Below are 24,169 nucleotides of genomic sequence, written 5' to 3'. Positions count from 1 at the left end.
AAAGCAGGGACCCATACCGCGGGATGATCCATCGATGGAGCGCGGTGGCCGAACGCTCTGCATTGGCCAATTACCGCTGTTGCTGCTGAAGTAACGCTCGCGCTTCCTGCCCTTCACACCGGCCGCGGCGTATGGGTCCCTGCGTGCGTAGGGACGACGAAAGGGTTGTTGCTCCACCCCTCACGCAAATTTCGGCTGCGCGGCCACTTGGGCCACCAACCTTTTGCGCTCGGAATTCGGCCAGAGCAGCAGCAGCCCGAGCAGGCCCGACGCCGCCATGATCACGGCGTTGATGGTGAAGCCGGTCATGTAACCGTCGAGCGGCACCGCCGCACTGTGGATCACGATGCCCATCACCGAGGGGGCAATGATCCCCGCCAGCGTATAGATCGCGCCATAGATCGCGAGCACGGCGCCGCGCTGCTGCACCGGGGTGAATTCGCCGAGCATCGGCGGGCAGACGACATAGATCGAGCCGCAGAGCCCGGAGCCGACCACGAGGAATGCGATCTGCCATCCCGCGCCGTTGACGTACGGCAGTACCGCGAGGATCAGCCCGCCGACGATCAAGGGCACCGACCCGAGCACGCCGCGCGCGCCGCGCGTGGTGTATCCACGCGTCAGCATCACTTGCGAAATCCAACCCGTCAGCAGCACGATCGTGGCGCCGAACACCCAGGGCAGCACCGAAACCCAGCCCGCATCCTTTTGCGAGAAGCCGAGCCCCTTGACGATGAAGGGCGTGAACCAGGTCAACCCGAGCGACAGCGCCCAATAGGCGCCGAAGGTCGCCGCGCAGCAGCCGATGAAGGTTCGCGAGGTAAGAAGTTGGAAATAGGGAACGCTAGGATCCGTCGCCGCCGTTGCGACCGTCTGCACCAGCGGTCCTTCTTTGCCCATCACCAGCCACGCCGCCGCCCACATCAGGCCGACGATGCCGAGCGCACCGAAGGCATAGTGCCAGCTATGATTGACGATGATCCAGTTCAGCGCCGGCACGGCGAGGATCACGCCGAAAGCCGAGCCCTGCGAGAGAATGGCAGTCGGCAGCGTTCGCTTCTCATCAGGAAACCATTTGTAGACGGCATGCGCTGCCACCGCGAAGGCCGGCCCCTCGCCGGCGCCAAGGATGATGCGGCAGATCACGAGCGTCGTGAAACCAACAGTTCCGACCATCGGAAACTGCGCCACCGACCAGATCACCGCCATCGCCGGCAGCACCCAGCGGGTGTCGATGCGATTGACGATGAAGCCGACGACGATGGCCGAGATCGAAAACAGGAAGAAGAACGAGGAGCCGAGCAAGCCGAACTGCTCCGGTGAAAGTTTCAACTCGTCCATGATCGGAGCGCCGGCGAGACCGACCACGATCTTGTCGGCAAAGTTCACCAGCATGAACAGAAACAGCAGGAAGGTGATTTTCCAGGCGCCCTTGGGCGTCCCCTTGGGCGTCGGTTGCGCGGTCATGGCTGCTTCCCCGTTTGTCTTTGCTGGCTCTGTAGGATCGGCCGGTTCCAATGGTACAAGGGGGCTTACAGGCAAGGCAACCGGGATTTTTCCGCAATGGCATCCGCTCCGCAACTGCCGGCTGCTGCGACAGGCGCACGCCACAACCGGATCACGATCACGTCGCGGCGCGAATTGAGGCCGTGATCCGCGGCGCCCGCCCTGATATGTTGCATGCCATCACGTCAGGGGATTTTCATGGTCAGATCGGTCCATCGTCGCGCATGACCAACGGCAGTCCCAGTGTGACCGGACAGGTGCTTCACGTGACCGGGCTGACCAAGAGCTACCGCACAGCCGGTGAAGAGGTCGCGGTGCTGCGCGGGGTGAACCTGACGGTCGCCGCGGGCGAGAGCGTCGCGCTGACGGGTGAATCCGGCAGCGGCAAAAGCACGCTTTTGCACCTGATCGCAGGCCTCGACGCAGCCGATGGCGGCGAGATCAGGCTGGCCGACGCACAGGTCTGCGAACTTAACGATGCTGCCCGGGCGGAATTGCGCCGCGACCGGCTCGGCCTGGTGTTTCAGCAATTCAACCTGATCCCGAGCCTCACGGTGGAGGACAACCTGGTCTTCCAGTCGCGCATCGCCGGCCGTCACGATCCGGCCTGGCACCACGAGCTGGTAGAGCGGCTCGGGCTCGGCAGTTTGCTGAAACGCTATCCCGAACAATTATCCGGCGGCCAGCAGCAGCGCGTTGCGATCGGCCGGGCGTTGGCGGTAAAGCCGCTGCTGCTGCTCGCAGACGAGCCGACCGGCAATCTCGACGAGGACACCGCCGACGAGGTGCTGGCGCTGGCGCGCGATCTGGTGACGCGCAGCGGCTGCGGGTTTCTGCTGGTGACCCACAGCGCAAGGCTGGCCGTAACGCTCGACCGGCAGGTCAACCTCCATGCCGGGGTGATCGCGTGAAACGCGCGCTGTGGACGCTGGCCGTGCTGCTGAGCCATTGGCGGCGGCATCCGATGCAGCTTGCGACCTTGCTGATCGGATTGATCTCGGCGACCGCGCTGTGGAGCGGCGTGCAGGCGCTCAATCAGCAGGCGCGCAACTCCTATGATCGCGCCGCCGCCACCTTTGGCGGCACGCGCACCGCCATGCTGGTCGCCAATAGCGGCGTAAGCTTTCCACAACAACTCTTTGTCGACTTGCGCCGTGCCGGCTGGCCGGTTTCACCGGTGATTGAGGGCCGCATCCAGATCGAAGGGCGATCGTTCCGCCTATTGGGGATCGAGCCGGTGACGCTGCCCGCGGAAGTCGGCAACGCGCCCACGATCGGCAAGGCCGATCTGCAATCCTTCATGACGCCGCCGGGCGAAATGCTGGTGGCACCGGAAACGCTTTCCGATCTCAAGCTCGCGGAGGGCGCGCGCCCGCAGGCCAATAACGCATTGCTGCCGCCGCTTCGCGTGCAGCCGAACCTGGTGCCTGGCGTGCTGGTCGTCGACATCGGCATCGCGCAAAATCTCCTGAAAATGCCGGATCAGCTCTCGCGCCTCCTGATCGGTAAGACGACGAGCAAGCGCGCATCGCTCGAAAGCATTGCTGGCGACAAGCTTCGCCTGATCGAACCCGATGCGGAGACCGACCTCGAACGCCTGACCGACAGTTTTCACCTGAACCTGACCGCGTTCGGGCTGTTGTCGTTCGTTGTCGGCCTGTTCATTGTCAACTCGGCGATCGGGCTTGCATTCGAGCAACGCCTGCCGGTATTGCGCACGCTCCGCGCCTGCGGCGTCTCGGCGCGGATGTTGAACGTCGTACTGGTGGCCGAACTGGTGTCGCTGGCGCTGGTCGCCGGGTTGCTTGGACTGGCGTGTGGCTATTTCATCGCCGCGGCATTGTTGCCGGATGTCGCAGCCTCCCTGCGCGGGCTCTATGGCGCGCAGATTCCGGGACACCTGACGCTGAAGCCGCAATGGTGGTTCGCGGGTATCGCCATCAGTATTCTCGGCGCGCTCGCGGCAGCGGCAGCCAGCCTGGCCAAGGCGCTGCGACTGCCGCTGCTTGCCGCCGCCCAGCCCTATGCCTGGCAACAGGCGCAGCGGCGCTGGCTGACCTATCAGAGCGCGCTGGCGCTCGCGGCATTTGCGGCGGCTGGCGGCTTCCTATGGTTTGGCGATTCCCTGATTTCGGGTTTTGCCGTGCTTGCGGCGCTGATGCTTGGCGCGGCGCTAATCCTGCCGACGTTTCTGGAATTCATGCTGTCGCTTGGTCAGCGCTATGCAAGACAGCCGGTCGGCATCTGGTTCTGGGCCGACAGCCGCCAGCAATTATCGGGATTGTCGCTCGCGCTGATGGCGCTACTGCTTGCGCTTGCCGTGAATGTCGGCGTCTCCACCATGGTCGAGAGTTTCAGCCGCACGTTCCTGGTCTGGCTCGACGGTCGGCTGGCTGCGGACGTCTATGTCAACGCCGCCAACGACGCACAGGCGACCGAGATCAAGGCATGGCTGCGCGAGCGCCCCGAGGTCGAGGCGATCCTGCCCGGCGGCCGTGCCGATACGCAATTGGCGGGCGCGCCGATCGAGGTACTGGGCCTACCCGATCATGCCACCTATCGCGACAACTGGCCGCTGCTGCAATCGACTGAGGATGCCTGGAACAGGCTTCGTCCCGGTGATGCGGCGCTTGTCAGCGAACAACTGGCGCGGCGCCTGCACCTCTCGGTCGGCGACCGCATCGAGGTGCCGGCGTCGGGCGGAAACTGGACGCTCAACGTGGTCGGCATCTACGCCGATTACGGCAATCCCAAGGGCCAGATCGCGGTGAACTTCGCCGCGCTGACCCGGCGCTATCCGGAAATCCCGCTGACGCGCATGGGATTGCGGGTCGCTTCAGAAAAGATCCCGACGCTGATCTCGGCGCTGCAGGAAAAGTTCGCTCTCGATGATCGCAATGTCGCCGATCAGGCGACGATGAAGGCGGAATCGACGCGGATCTTCAACCGCACCTTTGCAGTGACCGCCGCGCTGAACGCCTTCACGCTTGGCGTTGCCGGTATCGCGCTGTTGACCAGCCTGCTGACGCTTGCCAATTCCCGCCTGCCGCAACTGGCGCCGCTATGGGCGCTCGGCATCACGCGGCGGCGGCTGGCGGTCATCGAACTTCTCAAGACGATGTCGGTGGCGTTGATCACCACTATCTTCGCGCTTCCGCTGGGTCTGCTTGTCGCGTGGTGTCTGCTCGCGGTCGTCAACGTCAAGGCGTTCGGCTGGCGGCTGCCGTTTCACGTCTTCCCGACGCAATTGCTGTGGCTCGCAGGCGTCGCGATGGCGGCTGCACTTGCGGCGGCCGCGCTCCCCGTCATCAGGCTGGCGCGCATGCAGCCGGCCAGCCTGATCAGGATCTTTGCCAATGAACGGTAGCGGCCCGATCACCCGGCGCGGCTTTGTCGGCGGCGCGCTGCTCGCCGGATTCGGCGGCAAGGCGCTCGCGCAGGGCTTCGCCGGGCTCGGCGAAAGCGCGGATGGATTTGCGCCCGTCGTGCCGGGCAGGACTTTCGCATTTCCCGCCGACCACGGGCCACACCCGGAATTCCGCATCGAGTGGTGGTATGTGACGGCCAATCTCGCCGATGCCAACGGTGTTGCCTACGGCGCCCAATGGACCCTGTTTCGCCAGGCGATCGCGGCGGGCGGGCCTCAGGAAGGCTGGGCCAACCAGCAAATCTGGATGGGCCACGCCGCCGTCACCCGCGCCGATGCCCATCGCTTCAGCCAGACGTTCGCGCGCGGCGGTGTCGGCCAGGCCGGCGTGGAGGCGGAGCCGTTTCACGCCTGGATCGATGCCTGGGAGATGCGCCGGCTCGTACCGGTGAATGGCGAGAATATTGCGCCACTGGAGCTGAAAGCATCGGGCGCCGATTTCAGCTACGCGCTGCGCCTCGATGCGGATCGCCCGCTGGTGCTGCAGGGCGACGGCGGCTACAGCCGCAAATCGCTGCGCGAGCAGGCCTCCTACTACTACAGCCAGCCGCATTATACGGCGAAGGGCATCCTCACCATTGACGACAGGCCCGTCGACGTCACCGGGATGGCCTGGCTCGATCGCGAGTGGAGCAGCCAGCCGTTGGCTTCGGATCAAAGCGGATGGGACTGGCTCTCGCTGCATTTCAACGCCGGCGACAAATTGATGCTGTACCGGATGCGCCAGGCTGACGGCCAGCATTACGGCTCGGGCAAGTGGATCGCGCCCGATGGCAAGACCGACCTGCTCGCATCAGCCGACATCATGATGACGCCACTGACCTTCACCGAGATCGAGAAGCGAAAGATACCGACGACATGGCGTATCGCCATTCCGAGGATGGCGCTGTCGATCGAATGCACGCCGCTGAACGCCAGAAGCTGGATGGGCACGAGCTTTCCCTATTGGGAAGGCCCGATCCGCTTTGCAGGCAGCCATACAGGGGTGGGCTATCTGGAAATGACGGGCTATTAAGCCCTCGCACGAAACAAGGAATCCCAGCGATGTATCACTTCACCGCACTCGTCACCTTGCTGGCGATCATGGTCTACTTTTACTCGTCCATTCTGGTGTCGCGGGCGCGCGGCAAGTTCGGCGTCAAACTGCCGGCGATATCAGGCAATCCGGATTTCGAGCGCGTGTATCGCGCGCAGATGAACACGCTGGAATGGCTGCCGATCTTCCTGCCGTCGCTGTGGCTGTTCGCGATCTACATCAGCGACGGCATCGCCGCCGCGATCGGGCTGGTCTGGGTGATCGGCCGCATTCTCTATATATTCGGCTACGCGAAGTCGGTCCCACAACGCAGCCCCGGCTTTGCGACTCAGGCGCTGGCGACGATTGCGTTGTGGGTGGGAGCGTTCGGCGCCATCGTGTGGCGGCTGGTGCAGGCGTAAGCGGAACGCCGCGAACTCTATCCCCACGTCGTCCCTGCGAACGCAGGGACCCATACGCCGCGGCCGGCGTAATGGGCACATTGGAAGACGGCTTCGCTTCAGCAACTCGCTGCGGCAATTGGCCAACGCAAAGCATCAGCTACCGCGCGTCATCGATAGATCACGCGGTATGGGTCCCTGCTTTCGCAGGGACGACTCGTTGTTAAACAGGGCGCTCACTTCACCAGCGGACAGCCCGAATCCTTCGCCGCCGGGAACGCCTTGTCGCCGGGCACGACGGCGAGCTGCTTGTAGTAATCCCACGGCTTCTTCGATTCCGCGGGCTTCTTGACCTCGAACAAATATAGGTCGTGCACCATGCGGCCGTTCTCCAGCACCTTGCCGCCTTGCGCGAAATCGTCGTCGACCGGAAGCTCCTTCAGCTTCTTGGCGACCGCCTCGGTGTCCTTGGTGCCGGCAGCCTTGACCGCTTTCAGATACTGCAGCGTCGCCGAATAGGTGCCGGCCTGGATCATGTTCGGCATGCGTCCGGTACGCTTGAAGAAGCGTTCGGCGAGGTTGCGGCTCTTGGCGTCGCGGTCCCAGTAATAGCCTTCCGTCAGCACCAGGCCCTGGGCCGCGTCCAGGCCGAGGCCGTGCACTTCGGCCAGCGTCAGCAGCAGGCCGGCGAGCTTCTGGCCGCTCTTGACGATGCCGAACTCAGCCGCCTGCTTGATCGAGTTGGTGGTGTCGAGACCGGCATTGGCGAGACCGATGATCTTGGCTTTCGAACTTTGCGCCTGCAGCAGGAAGGACGAGAAGTCCGACGAGTTCAGGGGAATGCGGACCGCACCCAGCACCTTGCCGCCCTTGGCCTTGACGAAATCGCCGGTGTCCTTTTCCAGCGCATGGCCGAAGGCGTAGTCGGCGGTCATGAAAAACCAGCTATCGCCGCCGGATTCCACCAGTGCGCCGCCGGTCCCGTAGGCGAGCGCATGGGTATCATAGGCCCAGTGAAATCCGTAGGGCTGACAGGCGTCGCCTGTGAGGCGCGAGGTTGCGGCGCCCACGACAATATCGATCTTCTTCATCTGCCTGGAGAGGTCGTGGATCGCGAGCGCTACCGAAGATGTCGTCAGTTCGGTGATCATGTCGACGCCTTCGACCTCATACCAGCGCCGCGCAATGGCGGTGCCGAGATCCGGCTTGTTCTGGTGATCGGCGGAGACGACTTCGATCTTGTGGCCCAGCACTTCGCCGCCGAAATCCTCAACCGCCATCTTCGCGGCCTCGAAAGACCACTTGCCGCCGTAATCGGCATAGACCCCGGATTGATCGTTCAAAATGCCGATCTTGACGCCCTGCGCCGTCGCCGGCCCCGCGAGCACAATTCCGCTGACCGCGACGAACGCCAACCATGCCGACTTCATTCTTTTCTCCTGGAATTTTTTTGTCAGTGGAACCTGGCAACACTATTCAATAACCCCGCACCTGCCCATCCATTTCGGATCAGCCAAAAGTATCGGGGAACTTGCGAAACAGGGCGCTCCAACACCTTCTCCGTCATTCCGGGTTCGCGCTTCGCGCGCCCCGGAATGACGATCGTGGTGAATGGAACGCGCTCACACCGCGACCGGTTTCTTGCCCTTCCCGTCCGCCAGATTCCGCACGATGACATAGAAGATCGGCGTGAAGATCAGGCCGAACAGCGTCACCCCAAGCATGCCGAAGAACACGGCTACTCCCACGGCCTGCCGCATCTCCGATCCCGAGCCCGTCGAGATCACCAGCGGCAACACACCGAGGATGAAGGCGAACGACGTCATCAGGATCGGTCGCAGCCGCAGCCGGCAGGCTTCGATCACGGCCTCCAGCCGCGCCTTTCCTTCGAGTTCGATATCGCGCGCGAACTCGACGATCAGAATGGCGTTCTTGGCCGCAAGCCCCACCAGCACCACGAACCCGATCTGGGTCAGGATGTTGACGTCCTGTCCCATGATTCGCACGCCGACCGTGGCGGCGAGCAGGCACATCGGCACGATCAGGATGACCGCGAACGGCAGGCTCCAGCTGCCATACTGCGCTGCCAGCACCAGATACACGAACAGCACGCAGATCGGGAACACGTAGAGGCCAGTGTTGCCGCCGGTGACCTGCTGATAGGACAGGTCGGTCCATTCGAACGAGAAGCCGCTCGGCAGCGTCTCCTCGGTCAACTTCTTCATGATGTCGATCGCGGTCGCCGAACTCGTGCCTGGCAGCGTCTCGCCCTGCAGCTCGGACGCGGGGTAGAGATTGTAGCGCGCGACGCGGTCGGGGCCCGAGATGTCGCTGAAATTCACCACGCTGCCGAGCATCACCATGTCGCCGGCGGCGTTGCGGGTGCGCAGGCGTGAGAGATCGGACGTCTCCTTCCGGAACGGCAGATCGGCCTGCGCCGTGACGCGGTAGGTGCGGCCGAACAGGTTGAAGTCGTTGACATAGGACGAGCCGAAATAGGTCTGGATCGTGTCGTTGATGTTCGCAATCGGCACGCCGAGCTTCTGAGCCTTCACGCGGTCGATGTCGACGAACAGTTGCGGCGTGTTGGCCGCAAACGGCGAGAACACCTGGGTCAGGCCCGGCGCCTTGCTCGCCGCACCGACCAGTTCACCCGTCGCCGCGGCAAGCATCTCGGAGCCGCGGCCCTGGCGGTCCTGAATCCGCATGGTGAAGCCGCCGCCGGTGCCGATGCCGGGTACCGCGGGCGGCGGGATGACGATGATGAAGGCACCCTGGATGCTCGCCAGCCGACCGCGCAGATTGTTGGCGATCGCCCCTGCGGACAACCCCTTCTTGTGGCGCTCTTCCGGGTCCTCAAACACGGGAAACAATGCGGCGGCATTGCTCGCCTGCGTCCGCGTCGCGCCTGAAAAGCCGGCAAACGCCGCCACGCGAATGATGCCCGGCGTATCCAGCGCAATCCGCTCGATCTCACGCACGACCTCGGTGGTGCGCGCCAGCGACGCCGCGCCCGGCAACTGCACCGAGACAATGACGTAACCGCGGTCCTGCGCCGGGATAAAACCTTGCGGCGTTGTCATCAACAGCCATCCGGCGCCGCCGATCAGCCCGACGTAGATCAACAGCATGACAACCGAATGCCGGATCACGAAATCGGCGGCGCTGGCATAGCCATGCGCCAGACGGTCGAAGCCGCGATTGAACATGCCGGTAAAGGCACCCCAGCCGCGGGCGATGAAATTCCAGCGTGCCGGCGGCCGCTTGTCCGCATGCGGCTGCAGAATCTGCGAGGCCAGCGCCGGCGACAGCGTCAGCGAGCAGAAGCATGAGATCGCGGTGGCGACCGCAATGGTAACGGCGAACTGCTGGAAGAATTGCCCGGAGATGCCGCCAAGGAACGCCGTCGGGACGAACACTGCACACAGCACCAGCGCAATCGAGACCAGCGCGCTGCCGACCTCTTGCATGGTGCGAAGCGCAGCGTCACGCCGGTTCATGCCGTGCTCTAGATGGCGCTCGACGTTTTCGACCACCACGATCGCATCGTCGACCACGATGCCGACCGCAAGCACGAGGCCGAACAAAGTGAGATTGTTGATCGAGAATCCGAGTGCCGCCATCACCGCAAAGGTACCGACCAGCGACACCGGGATCGCGATGATCGGAATGATGGCCGGGCGCCAGCCCTGCAAAAACACCAGCACCACGATCACGACCAGCGCCATCGCCTCGTAGATCGTCTTGATCAGCTCGCTGACGGATTGCGCGATGAATTCGGTCGGGTTGTAGCCGATATTGTAGTCGAGCCCTTTGGGGAAACTCGTCTTCAGCCGCTCCATCGTGTTCGAAATGCTCTTGGCGGTCGCGAGCGCATTGGAGCCGGGCCGCTGGGTCACCAGCATGGCGACGGCGGATTTGCGCAGCAGGAAGCTGTTGGTCGAATAGGCCAGCGCGCCTAACTCGATCCGCGCGACGTCGCGCAGCTTGACGGTGCGCCCGTCGGCGCCGGCCTTGACCACGATCTCCTCGAACTGTTTCGGGTCCTTCAGGCGGCCGGTGAAGGTCAGATTGGGTGAGAAGGCGCGGTCGGCAATCGGTGGTTCCGCGATCTGGCCGCCCGCGATCTGTACGTTCTGCGAGCGGATCGCCGCCACCACTTCGCCGGCGGTCAGGCCCAGCGTGGAGATCTTGTCGGGATCGAGCCACAGACGCATCGAATAGTCGCGCGCGCCGAAAATCTGGATGTCGCCGACACCATCGAGCCGGAGCAACTGGTCGCGGACCTGCAACAGCGCGTAGTTTGAGATGTAGAGCTGGTCGAACGTGTCGTCCGGCGACAGCATGAACACGACCATCAGGATGTCGGGGCTGTTCTTGCGGGTGACGACGCCGTTGCGTTGCACCTCTTCGGGCAGCCGCGGCTGCGCGATCGCGACGCGGTTCTGGACCAGCACCTGTGCCTTGTCGAGATCGGTGCCGAGCTTGAAGGTGACCGTGATCGTCAACTGCCCATTCGAGGTCGCCTGGCTGTAGAGATACAGCATGTCCTCGACGCCGTTGATCTCCTGCTCGATCGGAGCCGCAACCGTATCGGAGACGGTTTGCGCCGAGGCACCGGGATATTGCGTGGTGACCGTCACCGTCGGCGGCACCACTTGCGGATATTCCGAGACCGGCAGCGTCGTATAGGCGATCGCGCCGACAATCAGCAGCACGATCGACAGCACCATCGCCAAAATGGGCTGGTTGATGGAGAGCCGGCCGAGATTCATGTCTTGGCACCGGCCGGCTTGATCTCGCCCGTCTGCGGGGTGACTTTCGCACCCACGCGCGCCCGCTGCAGGCCGTCGATGATCACCCGGTCTTCAGGCTTCAGGCCCTCACGGACTACGCGCAGGCCTTCATCGAGCGGCCCAAGCGTCACCGGCTTCGCCTCGACCGTGTTGTCGTCCTTGACGACGAAAACGATCTTGCGCGACTGGTCGGTCGCGACAGCCGTATCAGGCAGCAGCAACGCCTCATAGGGCGCACTGCCGATGATCCGGACGCGGCCGAACTGGCCGGGGAGGATCGAAAGGTCCTTGTTCGGGATCACGGCGCGGCTGCGCAGCGTCCCGGTCGAGACATCCAGGCGGTTGTCGAGGAAGTCCATCTTGCCCTCATGCGAGGGCTTGGTCTCGCCGGTCAGCGTCACCTGCACCGGGTTCGGCGTATCGCGCGAACTCGGGCGCTTGCCTTCGAACCACAGCCGGCTGTTGCGCTGGTAGGTCGCCTCGTCGACGTCGAAATAGATGAAGATCGGATCGAGCGAGACGATCGAGGTGAGCAGCGTCGCGCCGCCCTCGCTGCCCTGCACGAGGTTGCCGGGCGTGACCAGATGGCGACTGACGCGGCCGGTGATCGGCGCCATCACATGGGTGAACTCGATATTGAGCTTGGCGGCTTTGAGCGCGCCTTCGGCCTGCATTTCCGCGGCGCGCGCCGCCTGCAAGGTCTGGCGGCGCTGGTCGACGATGGAATCGGACACGGCCTGGGTCTGATTTAGCGTCAGCGCGCGGTCGAGTTCGCGCCTGGCGAGTTCTGCCCTCGCGCGTGCGTCCGACAACTGGCCATCGGCCTGTTCGGCGACCGCCTCGAACGGACGGGCGTCAATCACGTAAAGCAGATCGCCCGTGCGTACGATCGCGCCGTCGCGGAATTCGACGCTCTTCACGAAACCGCCGACCCGGGCGCGAACCTGCACTTCCTGAATTGCCTCGAACCGCCCGGTGAACTCATCCCAGTCGGTAACGGTGCGCTTCACCGGCTGCGCGACTGTGACTGATGGCGCTGCGGGAGCCGCCTGCTGCGGCGGTTTGTTGTCGCAAGCCGACAGCGCCAGCGCGAGCAGCGGGGTCAACCATTTGAGGCCACGAGGTGAGCGAACGTCGACCCCCGCCGGCAAAGCCGGACGTTTCAATTGCTCAGTTGCAGTCAAACCCCATCTCCCCTCTCGACATCGCTGATGGATGAAAGCCGCCGTGGAACTTGATAGCGGAGGCCACAGATGTGATCGGTTCCCAGTCTCGTCAAGAAGTCGCAGTTATCAAGCACAATCGTTATGCATCCGCGTAGTCAACGCGCTGTGCCACGGAAACATCGCGTTTTCCGCAGTGCGATGAGACCGGAACCATTGCAACGAACGCTCAGCTAATCGCCCCCTGATGACGAAAACGTGACGTGGCAGGCGGCGTTGCATCCAAGGCCCCTAGGATGGCGTCGCCAGGCACGACAAAACCGCGAGACCGCGAAGTCGTTCGAGGTCATATCTGCTTGCAGCGTGCCGCGCACATCGTCGCCGCACGAAAGGTCTGTTCCCTCCCCCCTTGCGGGGAGGGATAGGGAGAGGGGTGGCTGCGACGGCGGTGGCTTACCCCTCTCCCCAGCCCTCCCCCGCAAGGGGGGAGGGAGCCGACCGCCCGGGCGTCAAGACTGTTCGCTCGCAACGACGATAGACAGCTACGTGCCACTGTCTTGCGCGGTCGTCATCGTCGGTGCGAGCTTTGTAAGCTAGCCGACGACAACTCTTCGCGGCCTTCCCCCAACACCATCTTCATGCATGACGCGCCGGATTTCATCCGCTAACCTTGGTGCCAAGGCCCGCAACAGGGCCAAAAAATGTCCGGGGAGGACAGCCGTGCATACCGGGGAGGACAGCCGTGCATAAAGGTCGTGTCGTATTCGGCGCGAGGGATGAGGTCGTGTTCGGACGGCCGGCATCCGAGTCGATCGTCGAGCAGTTGAACCGGCTCGGCACGAGACGCGCCTTTCTGATGGTCAGCGGCACGCTCAACCGCGAAATCGATACAATCGAAAACATCCGCCGCGCGCTAGGCTCGCGATGCCTCGGCACGTCCGACGTGATGACGGAGCGGACTTTACTATACCTGCGTGAACTCCTACCTGACCGCCAGCGAACTTGGCTACATCCTCACCAACAGCCAGTCGCGCATTCTCATCACCTCAAAAGCAAAGCTCGACGTTGCCCGTGAGGCGCTGAAGGAATGCCCGAAGGTCGAGCTTTGCATTGTCGCTGACGGCGAAGGCGAGAGTGATCGCATCGTCGGGCTGCAACAGGCGACCTCCAGTCTGCCAAAGACCCCGATCGCCGACGAGAGCGTCGGCACCGCGATGCTTTATTCGTCCGGCACCACCGGCCGGCCCAAAGGCATCCTGCGCCCGCTGCCGGAACAGCCGCCGGTACAGAACTTGCCGATCTTCGATTTCCTGCACAAGCTATGGCACTACCGCGAAGGCATGATCTACCTCTCGCCTGCCCCGCTCTATCATTCGGCGCCGCAGGCCGCCGTGAACCTGACGATCCGCGCCGGCGGCACCGTCATCATCATGGAAAGTTTCGATCCGGAAAAGTATCTGGAACTGGTTCCAAAATGGGGCGTCACGCACACCCAGCTCGTGCCGACAATGTTTTCGCGCATGCTGAAACTGCCGGAGGATGTGCGCAAGCGCTACAATCTTTCGACGCTCCAGATCGCGATCCACGCTGCCGCGCCTTGTCCCGCCGCCGTGAAGGACGACATCATCAAATGGTGGGGGCCGATCATCCATGAATATTACGGCGCCACCGAAGGGCTCGGCTTCACCGCCTGCAACAGCGAGGAATGGCTCGCGCATCGCGGCACCGTCGGCAAGGTCCTGCTCGGCGACCTGCACATTCTCGACGAGAATATGCAGCCCTGCCCGGTCGGCACGGCGGGCACGGTTTGGTTCAAGACGGCCACGCCGTTCGAATATTTCAACGACCCCGCCAAAACCCAGGAGGCCCGTTCGGCCGACGGCAGCATGAGCACGGTCGGCGACGTCGGCTATGTCGACGATGACGGCTATCTCTACCTGACCGATCGTGCGACCTTCATGATCATCTCCGGCGGCGTGAACATCTATCCGCAGGAATGCGAGAACCTGCTGATCACCCATCCCAAGATCGCGGACGCGGCAGTATTCGGCGTGCCCAATCCCGACCTCGGCGAGGAAGTAAAGGCGGTGGTGCAGCCGATGCCGGGCGTTTCGCCGGGGCAAGAGCTGGCCGACGAACTGATCGCCTTCTGTGCCCAGTCGCTGTCGCGGCAGAAAGTGCCGCGCTCGATCGATTTCGAGACGGAATTGCCGCGGCTTCCGACCGGCAAGCTCTACAAGCGCCTGTTGCGCGATCGCTATTGGGGCAACAAGACCTCGCGGATCGTCTAGGCTTCCCCGATGGCGATGCTTCTTAGGCCCGGCACTTTGGCGCGAGTTGCAGTGCAACAGCCGCGCCGCAACGAAACATCTCACGCGTCTCCAGCAGATGCAAAGACAGGTTCAGTTCCGCCATGCGGATTTTGGTTACGCCGAATTGCCAATCTTGCCAATCTTAATGTCACGCTCGCGGGTTGCCCGGACGCTCCGTCATGCTATCGTTCGCTCAATCGGCCAGTTGAGACCGAAAAATGTGGGAGGGGATCATGCGGAGCGTGCAAGCGCTTGCCGTCGCGGCCTTATTGGTACTGCCGGCCTACGATGGCGCATCGGCGGGCGAGCCGAAACATGGCGGGATCCTCAGGGTCTATCACCGTGACAGCCCCGGCAGCGCCTCGATCCATGAGGGCGCGACATTCTCGATCAATGTTCCCTTCATGCCGGTCTTCAATAACCTGGTCATGTACAAGCAGGACGTTCCGCAAAACAGCGTGGAGTCGATCGTTCCGGATCTGGCTGAGAGTTGGGGCTGGAGCGACGACGGCAAGAAGCTCACTTTCAAATTGAAGCAGGGCGTCAAGTGGCATGACGGCAAGCCGTTCACGTCTGCCGACGTCAAATGCACGTTCGATATGCTGATGGGCAAGTCGCAGCAAAAATTCCGGCAGAATCCGCGAAAATCCTGGTACGACCAGGTGAGCGAGGTGACTGTTAACGGCGATTTCGAGGCATCGTTCAGCCTGAAACGGCCACAGCCGGCGTTGTTGTCGCTGCTCGCCTCCGGCTACACGCCCGTTTACCCCTGCCACGTCTCCCCGGCCGACATGCGTACCAAGCCGGTCGGCACCGGCCCGTTCAAATTCGTCGAGTTCAAGGCCAACGAATCGATCAAGCTCACCAAAAATCCCGATTACTTCAAGAAAGGCCTGCCGCACCTCGACGGCATCGAATTCACCATCATCACCAACCGTTCGACGGCCATTCTCGGATTTGTCTCCGGGAAATTCGACATGACCTTCCCGACCGAAGTGTCGATCCCGCTGCTCAAGGAAGTCAAGTCGCAGGCACCGAACGCAGTGTGCGTGGTCGAGCCGGTCAACGTCTCGACCAACATCATCGTCAACTCGTCCGCCCCGCCGTTCGACAATATCGACATTCGCCGCGCGCTGGCGCTGGTGCTCGACCGCAAGGCCTTCGTCTCGATACTGTACGAGGGACAGGCCGACATCGGCGGCACCATGCTTCCCGCACCGGGCGGCTTGTGGGCGATGCCGAAGGAAATGCTGGAATCGATTCCGGGTTACGGTCCCGACGTCAACGCCAATCGGGAAGAGGCGCGCAAGCTGATGCAGAAGGCGGGCTATGGACCGGACAAGCGCCTCGCCGTCAAGGTCGCCACGCGCAACATCCCGATCTACCGCGATCCCGCCGTCATCCTGATCGACCAGATGAAGAGCATCTATATCGACGGCGATCTCGACGTCGTTGATACCGCACAATGGTTCCCGAAGGTCGCCCGCAAGGATTACTCGCTCGGCCTGAACCTCACCGGCAATGCGGTCGACGATCCCGACCAGTCATTCTACGAAAACTATTCCTGCGGCTCGGAGCGCAACTATACCAACTACTGCAACAGGGAAATCGAGAAGCTGTTCGACGAGCAGTCGATGGAGAAGGATGTCGCCAAGCGCAAGAAGTTGGTCTGGGAGATCGACAAGAAGCTGCAGGAAGACGTGGCGCGGCCGATCATCTTGCACGCCCGCCAGGGCTCGTGCTGGCAGCCTTATGTCAAGGGCGTCACCATCATGGTGAACAGCTCCTACAACGGCTACCGTTACGAAGACGTCTGGATGGACAAGTAACGTCCGGCCGCGATAGCGTTTCGAGCGAAGTGGATCCCGGTTCGCGTGAAGAAAACGCGTCAAAACAAAAACCGAGAGCTCGGTTCTGATTCATCAGAACCGAATGGGCTCTAGCCGATGGGTCAGGGAGAGTAGCCGGGTGTTTGCTTATATCGTGCGTCGCCTCGTCTTGATGCTCGTGACCCTGATCGGGATATCGATCATCATCTTCGTGTTGCTGCGGGTCGTCCCCGGTAACATCGTCGACATCCTGTTCGACGCCGCCGGCTTCGTCGATCCCACCGACAAGGCCAACCTGGAAAAGGAACTCGGTCTCAACCTGCCGATCTACCAGCAATATCTGAACTGGATCGGCGGGCTGCTGCACGGCGATCTCGGCTATTCCTACGTCTCGGAAAAGCCGGCGTTGCAGGAGATCCTGCCGCGCATTCCGATCACCGCCCGGCTGGCGGCGCTAGCGCTGTTGTTCTCGGCCTCGATCGGCATTCCCCTGGGCGTTCTCAGCGCAGTCCACCAAGGCTCGCGTCTGGATTACACCCTCCGTGTCGTCAGCCTGAGCGGCCTGTCGCTGCCTTCCTTCTGGCTCGGGCTGCTTATCCTGATGGCCTCGGTTTCGCTGTTCGGCCACATGCCGATCTACAATCCGAACCCGGCAACCTGGACGGAGGCGTTCGCGATCTATGCCGTGCCGGCGATGGCGGTCGGCTTTCGCAGCGCGGCGCTGACCATGCGCATCACGCGCTCTTCGATGCTGGAAATCCTGCGACAGGATTACATCCGTACCGCGCGCGCCAAAGGCGCCTCCGAGGCATCGGTCAATTATCGTCACGCGCTGAAGAACGCCATTCTTCCGGTCATTACCGTGATCGGCATCGAGGCGGCCTTCCTGATCGGAGGACTGATCGTCACCGAAACCGTGTTCAATATTCCCGGCGTCGCCCGCTTCCTGGTCGAGGCGCTGCGCTGGCGCGACTACCCGATCGTCCAGAACCTCGTGATGCTGATTGCCGTGGTCGTGGTGGTCGCAAACTTCACCGTCGACATGCTTTACGCCGCGATCGATCCGCGCATTCGCTATGGGGACTAGCCGCTTGACCACGATCAACTTCGATAGCGAGTTAAGACGAGCCGGTGCCCATTCGACGCATGGCTGGCGCCGCCTGCTGTTTCTCGCACAGCGTTATCTGCTCGGTACGGTCGGCCTCGTCATCATGGTGCTGTTCGTCTGGATGGCGATCTCGGCCGACCTGATCTGCCGCTACGATCCGCTCAGCGTCGATTCCGCGCAACGGCTGGCCGCACCGAGCGCGGCGCACTGGATGGGGACCGATTCATTCGGCCGCGACGTCTGGAGCCGGATCGTGCACGGCGCGCGCGTATCGCTCGCCGTCGGCATCGGCGCCACCGCGCTGGGATCTTCGATCGGCGTCATTGTCGGCCTCGCATCGGGCTATCTGTCCGGCTGGGTCGACCTCCTGTTCCAGCGCGTCACCGACATTCTGCAGGCCCTGCCCTTGCTGGTGCTGGCGCTGGTGATGACGGCAGCGCTTGGCCCCTCGCTGCCGAACGTGATCATCGCCATTGCGATCCCGCTGATCCCGACGGTTGCCCGCGTCATCCGCGCCAATACGCTGGCGCTGCGCGAACTGCCGTTCGTCGAAGCCGCCAAATCGATCGGCATGAGCGAAATGCGCATCGCGCTCCGCCACGTGCTGCCCAACACGCTGGCGCCCCTGATCGTGCTGGCAACCGCGCAGCTCGGCTCCACCATCCTCACCGAAGCCTCGCTGTCGTTTCTCGGCCTCGGCATTCCCGAGCCCTATCCGTCCTGGGGGCGCATGCTCTCGGAATCGGCGGCGGAGTATGTTCGCACCGCGCCGTGGCTGGTGATCTTCCCCGGCGTCGCCATCAGCCTTGCGGTATTCGGCACCAATCTGTTCGGCGATGCGCTCCGTGACATCCTCGACCCGAGGCAGCGCGGCTGATGACCGAGGCACGAGCGGAAGACACGGTTCTCGAGGTAAAGAACCTGCAGACGGTGTTCTTCACCAATTCCGGACTGTTCCGGGCGGTCGACGACCTGTCGTTCAGCGTCCGCCGCGGCGAGACGCTGGCGATCGTCGGCGAATCCGGCTGCGGCAAGAGCGTGACCGCGCTGTCGGTGATGCGGCTGGTGCCGGACCCGCCAGGCCGGGTGGTCGGCGGCTCGGTGACGCTGGAAGGGACCGATCTGCTCGGCCTCGACGAGGCCGAGATGCGCAACATCCGCGGCAACCGGATCTCGATGATTTTTCAGGAGCCGATGACCTCGCTCAATCCCGTAATGCGGATCGGCGACCAGATCACCGAAGTGCTCCGCCTGCACCGGGAAATGACGTCCAAAGAGACGTGGGCGAAGGCGGTCGAGATGCTGCGTCTCGTGCGCATCCCCGAGCCGGAACGTCGCGCGCTGGAATATCCGCATCAGCTCTCCGGCGGGATGCGGCAGCGTGCGATGATCGCGATGGCCTTGGCGTGCCGTCCGGCGCTGTTGATCGCGGACGAGCCGACCACCGCGCTCGACGTGACGATCCAGGCGCAGATCCTGGCGCTGATCGTCGACCTGCAGAAGACGCTCGGCACCGGCCTGATTCTGATTACGCATGATCTCGGCGTCGTGGCGCAGACCGCCCAGCGCGTCATTGTCATGTATGCCGGCAAGAAGGTCGAGGAAGCGACTGTCGAGGACCTGTTCGAGAATCCGAGGCATCCCTATACGCGTGGGCTGATGGCCTCGATGCCGGCGGTGATTTCGTTCGGCGCGAAGACCGATGCGCGGCTGACCGAAATTCCCGGCATGGTGCCGTCCCTGACGAACCTGCCGCCGGGCTGCGCCTTTGCGCCGCGCTGCAGCCTTGCCGTGGACCGCTGCCGCGCCGAATACCCGCCGCTGCAGGAGACAGGCAGCGATCACTTTGCGGCGTGCTGGCGCGCGACGGAAATGGTAGGCGCGCCATGACCGATCAACGCCCCCTGCTGGAGGTCACCGATCTCGTCAAGCATTACGCCGTGCGCGGCGGCATTTTGCGCCGTCGCGTCGGCACGGTGCATGCCGTCGACGGCGTCAGCTTCTCCGTTGGCAAGGGCGAGACGCTCGGGCTGGTCGGCGAATCCGGCTGCGGCAAATCAACGGTCGCGCGCAGCGTGCTGCGGCTGGTGGAGCCGTCCAGTGGCGCCATCAAGCTCAACGGCACTGACATTACCGGCCTCAGCAAAGCCGAGATGCGGCCACATCGGCGCTCGATGCAGATCGTGTTTCAGGATCCGTTCGCCTCGCTCAACCCGCGCATGACTGCCGGCGACATCGTCGGCGAACCGCTCGGCGTACATGGACTGGCCACCGGGCGTGCGCAACAGGAGCGGGTCGCCGAACTGTTCGCGCAAGTCGGATTGCGGGCCGACCAGATGAAGAATTATCCGCATCAATTTTCGGGCGGGCAGCGGCAGCGCATCTGCATTGCGCGCGCGCTGTCGCTCGGGCCCAGCCTGATCGTGTGCGACGAGCCGGTCTCCGCGCTCGACGTCTCGATCCAGGCGCAGGTGATCAACCTCTTGATCGACCTGCAGCGCAAGAACGATTTTTCGTATTTGTTCATCGCCCACGATCTCGCTGTGGTCGCTCATATCAGCCACCGCGTCGCCGTGATGTATCTCGGGCGCATTGTCGAGATCGCCGACAAGACGGAATTGTTTGCGAACCCGCGTCATCCCTACACGCAGGCGCTGTTGGCCTCAGTCCCGATCGCCGATCCCAAGGCAAAGCGCCTTGCGCCCATGGTCGACGGCGACGTCCCAAGTCCGATCAACCCGCCGTCCGGCTGCGCCTTCCACACCCGCTGCCGCTACGCGATGGACCGCTGCAAGCTGGAGCGGCCGGCGCTGGTGGAAGCCGGCGAAGGACATCAGGTGGCGTGCTGGCTGAATGACGGGACGGGACGGGCGGAGTAAGATTTGTAGGGTGGGCAAAGCGAAGCGTGCCCACCATTTCACGCACAGCAAAAAATGGTGGGCACGTCGCTACGCTCCTTTGCCCACCCTACAAACCTAAGCGCCGGCCGCAATCTCCACCACGATCCTGCCTGTCGTCACCTGCTCACCCTCGGCGACATCGATGGCCGACACCGTGCCGGCGACACCTGCCGTATGCACGTGCTCCATCTTCATCGCTTCCAGCGTCATCACCGGCTGACCGGGCGCAACCTGCTCACCCGGCTTGACCAACACCGCCACCACCCGGCCGTTCATTGCCGCGCGCACCTTGCCGTCGCCGCCAGCCGCCGCGGCTGAAACCGGTGCTGCCAGCGTCAGGTCGCGGACGGCAATCGTGGCGCCGCGATGCAGGATATACAGCCGGTCGCCATCGCGCAGGAATTTTGCCGAAGCCATCACGCCGTCGGTGCGGAAGCGGATCGTATCACGGCCAAGCTCATCGATGCCGAAACGATGCTCGCCACCCTCGAGGCTCGCGACATAGCCACCGTCGCGTTCACGCAGGATATCCACCTCATGAACACCGTGACCGAGATCGATCCGCGTCGTCAGCGGAAACGTCGCTGCCAGACTGCGTCCGCCGCGCCACGGCGGCGCATGTGGATTGGTGACGTACAGAAGTAGCGCCGCCAGCGCAGCTTTCGCCTTGCCGTCCGCGCGGGGCGCCAGCAATTCGTCGCGATGATTGCCGATAAAGGCCGTGGTCGCCTCGCCCTTGGCAAAGCCGGGATGGCGCAGGCAGGAGATCAGAAATCCCTGATTGGTGGTGACACCGAACGCAGCCACCTGCTCCAGCCCACAGATCAGCCGGCCCCGCGCCTCGTTGCGGTCGGCGCCATGGCTGATGATCTTGGCGATCATCGAATCGTAGAATGGCGGAATCTCGGAACCGGACTGCAGCGCGTGCTCGACGCGGACGCCGTCCGGCATCTGCCACAGCGCCATCCGACCCGACTGCGGCATGAAATCATGGTCGGCATCCTCGGAACACAGCCGCACCTCGATGGCGTGGCCGGAGAATTTGACGTCGTCCTGTCTTAATCCAAGCGGCTCACCCGCCGCGATGCGCAACTGCAGTTCGACCAGGTCCAGCCCAGTGATCGCCTCGGTGACGGGATGCTCGACCTGCAGCCGCGTGTTCATTTCCATGAAATAGAACTCGCCGCCCTCGTCGAGCAAAAACTCCAGCGTGCCGGCGCCCTCATAGCCGATCGACTTGACCGCAGCGACCGCGACCGCGCCCATCCGCGCCCGCAACTCCGGCGTCACCTTCGGCGAAGGCGCTTCCTCGATCAGCTTCTGGTGCCGGCGCTGCACGGAGCAATCGCGCTCGCCGAGATGAATGGCGTTGCCGTAGCGATCGCCGAACACCTGGATTTCGATGTGGCGGGGATCGACGATCGCGCGTTCGAGGATCACGGTAGGATCGCCGAACGCGCCCTGCGCCTCGGACCTTGCGCTGCGCAGCGCATCCGAAAATGCCGCGGCATCCGCGACCAGCCGCATGCCGCGCCCGCCGCCGCCCGCAACCGCCTTGATCATGACAGGGAAGCCGATCTTCCTGGCCTCCGCCAACATCACGGCATCGCTCTGATCCGCACCCTGGTAGCCGGGCACGACAGGTACGCCCGCCTTCTGCATGATGTCCTTGGCACCGGCCTTGTTGCCCATCGCCCGGATCGCTTCCGGCGACGGACCGATGAAAACCAGTCCGGCATCACGGCAGCCTTGCGCGAAATCCTCGTTCTCGGCGAGGAAGCCATAGCCCGGATGCACCGCGCCGGCGCCGCTGGCTTTGGCAGCGCCGATGATCGCATCGATCCGCAAGTACGATTGCGCCGGCAGCGCCTCCCCGATCCGCACGGCCTGATCGGCTTCACGGACATGCAGCGCGTCGCGGTCGGCGTCGGAATAGACGGCCACCACGCCATAGCCGAGCCGGCGCGCGGTGCGCATGATCCGCAGCGCGATCTCGCCGCGGTTGGCGACCAGGATCTTGAAGTACGGCGTCCGCTTCACTGGCGCACTGCTCATGGCCGGGCGACCGAGAATTGCATGCGCTGGGGCGTGCGGGCCTCGGCCTCGCGGCAGATTGCCAGCACCTCGGAAAGCACGCTGCGGGTGTCGCGTGGATCGATCACGCCGTCGTCGAGCACGCGTGCGCTGGTCGAGAACACATCCATCTGGCTATCGAACACGCCGGTGATCTGCGCCTTCATGGCGTCGAGCTTTTCCTTCTCGATCGGCTTGCCGCGCCGCGCAGCGGCGGCCTCGGTCACGATCGCCATGGTTTCCGCCGCCTGCTCGCCGCCCATCACGGCGGTCTTGGCGTTCGGCCAGGAGAAGCAGAAGCGCGGATGGAAGCCGCGTCCGCACATGCCGTAGTTACCGGCGCCGAACGACGCCCCGCAATAGATCGTAATCTGCGGCACGGTCGCCGACGTCACCGCCTGGATCATCTTGGAGCCGTGCTTGATCATGCCGGCTTCCTCGTAAGCTTTCCCGACCATATAGCCCGTGGTGTTGTTCATGTAGAGCAGCGGCGTTCGCGACTGGCAGCAGGCCTGGATGAAGTGCGTCGCCTTGTTGGCGCCGGGCACATCGAGCGGGCCGTTGTTGGTGATGATGCCGATCGCCTGCCCTTCGATGCGGGCATGACCGCACACGGTTGCGGGACCGTAATTCGCGCCGAACTCGGTGAAGTCGGAATCGTCGACAAAGCGCGCGATGGCCTGGCGCATGTCGACGGGACGCTTGTGGTCCATCGGCATGATGCCGAGCAGTTCCTCGGCGTCATAGCGCGGCGGCTTGAAGGACTCGGCCGCAGCCTTTGGTCGATCCCATTCGAGATTGGCCATGATGTCGCGAGCGATGCGCAGCGCGTCGCGATCGTCTTCGGCCAAATAATCGCCGAGGCCTGAAATGGAGGTATGCATCTCGGCGCCGCCGAGTTCCTCCTCCGTCGCAATCTCGCCTGTCGCCGCCTTCAGGAGCGGCGGGCCGGCCAGGAACGCGCGGGTACGGCCGCGGACCATCACGATGTAATCGGAGAGTCCGGTCTGGTAGGCGCCGCCTGCCGTCGACGATCCATGCGTCACCGTGACGACGGGCAGCCCGGCCGCTGACAGCCGCGCCAGGTTTCGAAAGATGTTGCCGCCGCGGATGAAGTCCTCGACGCGGTAGCGCAAAAGATTGGCGCCGGCGCTTTCGACCAGTTGCACATAAGGCAGCTTGTTTTCCAGCGCGAGTTCCTGCACCCGCAACGTCTTGTCGAGGCCGAACGGCTGCAGCGCGCCGGCGTCGATGCCGGAATCATTGGCGCTGACCATGCAGCGGATGCCGGCAACGAAGCCGATGCCCGCGATCACGCCGCCGCCAGGCACGCTCTTCTCCGCATCCGGCACGTCGAACATGTAGCCCGCGAGCGTCGATAGCTCGATGAAGGGCGCGCCGGGATCGAGCACCAGCGCCACGCGCTCGCGCGGCAGCAACTGCCCGCGCTTGTGAAAACGGTCCTTGGCCGCGGCCGATGCGGCGCGTGTGCGATCTTCAAGGACGCGCAGACGTGTGATCAGCGCCAGCATGCCGTCGCGGTTGACCTTGAAGGCAGCGCTGGAGGGAACGATGGTCGATTCGATTACAGCCATAAACTAAATTCACTCCGTCATTCCGGGGCGATGCGCAGCATCGA

The 24,169-nt window shown here is 63.5% G+C and carries 15 protein-coding genes and 2 pseudogenes; 11 read left to right on the top strand and 6 right to left on the bottom strand.

What is annotated here, in order from left to right:
• Positions 1 to 180 precede the first annotated feature (180 nt).
• Positions 181 to 1,467 (bottom strand): MFS transporter, encoded by a 1,287-nt coding sequence (locus GWE18_RS29830; RefSeq protein ID WP_275189297.1) that lies wholly within the window; start codon positions 1,465 to 1,467, stop codon positions 181 to 183.
• A 263-nt stretch (positions 1,468 to 1,730) separates the two neighbouring features.
• On the opposite strand from GWE18_RS29830, the gene GWE18_RS29825 reads away from it, so the two are divergent.
• Genes GWE18_RS29825 through GWE18_RS29810 form a run of 4 tightly spaced genes read left to right on the top strand, consistent with a single transcriptional unit; the run spans position 1,731 to position 6,370 of the window.
• Positions 1,731 to 2,417 (top strand): ABC transporter ATP-binding protein, encoded by a 687-nt coding sequence (locus GWE18_RS29825; RefSeq protein WP_275189329.1) that lies wholly within the window; start codon positions 1,731 to 1,733, stop codon positions 2,415 to 2,417.
• Positions 2,414 to 4,873: an FtsX-like permease family protein gene (locus tag GWE18_RS29820; RefSeq protein ID WP_275189296.1), complete on the top strand. Its 2,460-nt coding sequence runs from the start codon at positions 2,414 to 2,416 to the stop codon at positions 4,871 to 4,873. The genes GWE18_RS29825 and GWE18_RS29820 overlap by 4 nt, the downstream gene beginning before the upstream one ends.
• Positions 4,863 to 5,948, top strand: coding sequence for a lipocalin-like domain-containing protein (locus GWE18_RS29815; protein WP_275189295.1), 1,086 nt, complete (start codon positions 4,863 to 4,865; stop codon positions 5,946 to 5,948). Before GWE18_RS29820 ends, GWE18_RS29815 begins: the two co-directional genes overlap by 11 nt.
• Positions 5,949 to 5,977: 29 nt before the next feature.
• Positions 5,978 to 6,370 (top strand): MAPEG family protein, encoded by a 393-nt coding sequence (locus GWE18_RS29810; protein ID WP_275189294.1) that lies wholly within the window; start codon positions 5,978 to 5,980, stop codon positions 6,368 to 6,370.
• A gap of 215 nt (positions 6,371 to 6,585) precedes the next feature.
• Here the strand turns inward: GWE18_RS29810 and GWE18_RS29805 are convergent, their stop codons facing one another.
• The 3 genes from GWE18_RS29805 to GWE18_RS29795 form a co-directional block, all read right to left on the bottom strand.
• Positions 6,586 to 7,779, bottom strand: a complete 1,194-nt coding sequence (locus GWE18_RS29805) for an ABC transporter substrate-binding protein (protein ID WP_275189293.1) — start codon at positions 7,777 to 7,779, stop codon at positions 6,586 to 6,588.
• Positions 7,780 to 7,971: 192 nt separating this feature from the next.
• Positions 7,972 to 11,124, bottom strand: a complete 3,153-nt coding sequence (locus GWE18_RS29800) for a multidrug efflux RND transporter permease subunit (RefSeq protein ID WP_275189292.1) — start codon at positions 11,122 to 11,124, stop codon at positions 7,972 to 7,974.
• Entirely contained in the window at positions 11,121 to 12,233 is a 1,113-nt protein-coding gene (locus GWE18_RS29795; protein WP_275189328.1) for an efflux RND transporter periplasmic adaptor subunit, read from the bottom strand. The genes GWE18_RS29800 and GWE18_RS29795 overlap by 4 nt, the downstream gene beginning before the upstream one ends.
• 817 nt (positions 12,234 to 13,050) lie before the next feature.
• Here GWE18_RS29795 and GWE18_RS42375 point away from each other — a divergent pair.
• From GWE18_RS42375 to GWE18_RS29765, 7 genes and pseudogenes are all read left to right on the top strand, one after another.
• Positions 13,051 to 13,242 (top strand): annotated as a pseudogene (locus GWE18_RS42375) (maleylacetate reductase); the annotation flags it as partial.
• A 16-nt stretch (positions 13,243 to 13,258) separates the two neighbouring features.
• Positions 13,259 to 14,599, top strand: a pseudogene (locus GWE18_RS29790) (AMP-binding protein); the annotation flags it as partial.
• 254 nt (positions 14,600 to 14,853) lie between these two features.
• Entirely contained in the window at positions 14,854 to 16,449 is a 1,596-nt protein-coding gene (locus GWE18_RS29785; RefSeq protein WP_275189291.1) for an ABC transporter substrate-binding protein, read from the top strand.
• Between the two features lie 139 nt (positions 16,450 to 16,588).
• On the top strand, positions 16,589 to 17,536 hold the full coding sequence (locus GWE18_RS29780) for an ABC transporter permease (RefSeq protein WP_057853442.1): 948 nt from the start codon (positions 16,589 to 16,591) through the stop codon (positions 17,534 to 17,536).
• Positions 17,537 to 17,540: 4 nt separating this feature from the next.
• The gene (locus tag GWE18_RS29775) at positions 17,541 to 18,434 is read left to right on the top strand and encodes an ABC transporter permease (RefSeq protein WP_275189290.1); all 894 of its coding nucleotides are present in this window, start codon (positions 17,541 to 17,543) and stop codon (positions 18,432 to 18,434) included.
• Positions 18,434 to 19,447, top strand: coding sequence for an ABC transporter ATP-binding protein (locus GWE18_RS29770; RefSeq protein WP_275189289.1), 1,014 nt, complete (start codon positions 18,434 to 18,436; stop codon positions 19,445 to 19,447). The genes GWE18_RS29775 and GWE18_RS29770 overlap by 1 nt, the downstream gene beginning before the upstream one ends.
• On the top strand, positions 19,444 to 20,436 hold the full coding sequence (locus GWE18_RS29765; protein WP_275189288.1) for a dipeptide ABC transporter ATP-binding protein: 993 nt from the start codon (positions 19,444 to 19,446) through the stop codon (positions 20,434 to 20,436). The genes GWE18_RS29770 and GWE18_RS29765 overlap by 4 nt, the downstream gene beginning before the upstream one ends.
• Before the next feature lie 96 nt (positions 20,437 to 20,532).
• Here GWE18_RS29765 and GWE18_RS29760 read toward each other — a convergent pair whose 3' ends face one another.
• Both GWE18_RS29760 and GWE18_RS29755 read right to left on the bottom strand, forming a co-directional pair.
• The gene (locus tag GWE18_RS29760) at positions 20,533 to 22,512 is read right to left on the bottom strand and encodes an acetyl-CoA carboxylase biotin carboxylase subunit (RefSeq protein WP_275189287.1); all 1,980 of its coding nucleotides are present in this window, start codon (positions 22,510 to 22,512) and stop codon (positions 20,533 to 20,535) included.
• A complete protein-coding gene (locus tag GWE18_RS29755; protein WP_275189286.1) occupies positions 22,509 to 24,125 on the bottom strand; it encodes an acyl-CoA carboxylase subunit beta in 1,617 nt (538 codons plus the stop codon). The genes GWE18_RS29760 and GWE18_RS29755 overlap by 4 nt, the downstream gene beginning before the upstream one ends.
• Positions 24,126 to 24,169: the final 44 nt, after the last annotated feature.

Source organism: Bradyrhizobium sp. CSA112, assembly GCF_029051645.1.
In the GTDB taxonomy this organism is placed as follows: Bacteria; Pseudomonadota; Alphaproteobacteria; order Rhizobiales; family Xanthobacteraceae; genus Bradyrhizobium.
This window is presented reverse-complemented; position numbering and strand designations above follow the sequence as displayed.